The 2,012-nt window shown below is 33.4% G+C and carries 1 protein-coding gene; it reads right to left on the reverse strand.

Annotation, left to right across the window (positions count from 1 at the left end):
- Window positions 1-764: 764 nt before the first annotated feature.
- A complete protein-coding gene (locus BLV99_RS17935) occupies window positions 765-1,589 on the reverse strand; it encodes an Abi family protein (protein WP_092693063.1) in 825 nt (274 codons plus the stop codon).
- Window positions 1,590-2,012: the final 423 nt, after the last annotated feature.

Consider the following 2,012-nt stretch of genomic DNA (forward strand, 5'->3'; position numbering starts at 1 on the left):
ACAACGAAATATGAATCCTGTGCTTGACTTGGAAATGTCCATATAGGACATTTCTATTTGGTTATTAGGTAGGACATTTCTACTTGGGAATAACAGTACTTTAAAATAGTATTAAATTTCAAAAAGTTATGCTATAAGAAATTGGGGACGCAAAACCTAAAAACCCGACTTGGAAACAAGTCGGCTTTTTTATGTACAACTCTGGAAGATATTGCCAATAAAATCGATCAATATTTAATCGAAAGAGTACATTCTTGTGCATTATCAACCCATCCACTGCTCAAATTATCCCCAATTTCTGCGGATAAACCTGTGTAGTTTTCAACCATCTTTGTAAGCATTTGCTCACATTAATTCAAGTCTAAAGCTACTAGTTCACACACTTGAAAATTCATATGATGAGTCCCTCAGGAACAGGATGTTCCAGAACGTAAAAAGGAACTTTATGTTCTAACGCAAGGAATGTGAGGTACAACAGGATGTTATACCAAGAACTGAATACGAAAAACCCCGGCAGGATGCTGGGGTTTTTTATTATGTATCTCGTAGAAAAGATTAAAAGTCTTGAGGATTATCTACAAAATCGGGGTTTAATTAAAACAATTGTTGTAATTAATATATAACTATTGGTATGATTGCTTTGTAGTCTTACGGAACTGGTGGATTTAGTTCTACAAAGTCTCTAACCCATGGAGTGTTAAAGATTAGTATCCGTAGGCAAAGATATAAAAAGACCGGTCAGAAATGATCGGTCTTTTTTCTTGTCAATAAGAAAAGTCCGTAATGCCATCATGTGATATCAAATGTAGTAGCTGTTGATAAGACTTAGTTGATTTGTAGTGACCAAGGGTATCCACACACAACCATGACAAAAGATTTAGTGCACGACGAACCTCAGCTTTCAAACGCTTCAATACTTCGAGCTGATTTGTTGGTTCTGGTACTAATACATTACCAGTTATCATATCCTTAACATCACTAAACTTCCAAACAGGCTCTAAATGGGCAACCCTATTGCGCCAATTTTTTACGACCTTAATGTGATCGATGATCACTTGGTGATGCTTATCTGGATCCATTCCAATGAAGTGTGGAAAGATAATAGGGAATAGTTTGTTCCAATCAATTAAAGCGCCATTGTCATATTTTTTAGCAGACAAAACGTAGGACCATTTACCAAACTCAAGCTTAGATATAATGATCTGAGGCAAGAGATTTAAGTTCCGCTTACCTTTATGAGTAATCTTTCGAAAAGCTTTGCCTGTTTCAGTAAAAATATCATTACCATTACGGTCTATTTTTGGGTTTTCATCCTTATCTAAATCAACAAAGCTGAAGTGTTCATACCAAGAAAAATTACTATTTATCAATCCCGTGAACTTAAATGACACTTCTTCACTAAGTGCTATATGTATTTTATTTCTAAGACATATCTCAATAGTGCTCATTAAAATATAAAGCTCAGATGATAATGCTTGATTCCAGTGGTAATAATGGATGCAATCTTCATCAGTGCTGCAACCAAAGATTTTTCGATATGAAGATAGTCTGGACGAACTAATGGATTTAATAATACCTTGAATGGTCATTTTCCTAAATTTTTCTACTGAATTATGTTTCTATCTTAAATTACTTCAAGAATCAAAGTTGACCAAAATTTAACCACACCAACTAGAAAAACATAGCAAAATGCTCTAAAAAAACATCCAAATACCAATAAGTTGACCATATAGGTTTATATACATAAACATAGGACTAGAACTCTTATATGGTAAGCCTTTGAAAAAAAATTTTCACATTATGGTAATTGTAGAAAAACTTTAAAATTACCAAATTGAAAGGCTATTTAATTGATAATAAAAATAAATATTGCTTTATACATAGATACAGACACTTTAAGTGGGTTCTAACAAGTGCTGTTATTCCCAAGTAGAAATGTCCTACCTAATAACCAAATAGAAATGTCCTATATGGACATTTCCAAGTCAAGCACAGGATTCATATTTCGTTGT

Source organism: Acinetobacter kyonggiensis (assembly GCF_900107285.1).
Classification (GTDB): Bacteria; Pseudomonadota; Gammaproteobacteria; order Pseudomonadales; family Moraxellaceae; genus Acinetobacter; species Acinetobacter kyonggiensis.

Bases quoted from the DNA above. Each gene is read 5' to 3' on its own strand.
- BLV99_RS17935 (WP_092693063.1), bottom strand. From the start codon at position 1,589: ATGACCATTCAAGGTATTATTAAATCCATTAGTTCGTCCAGACTATCT.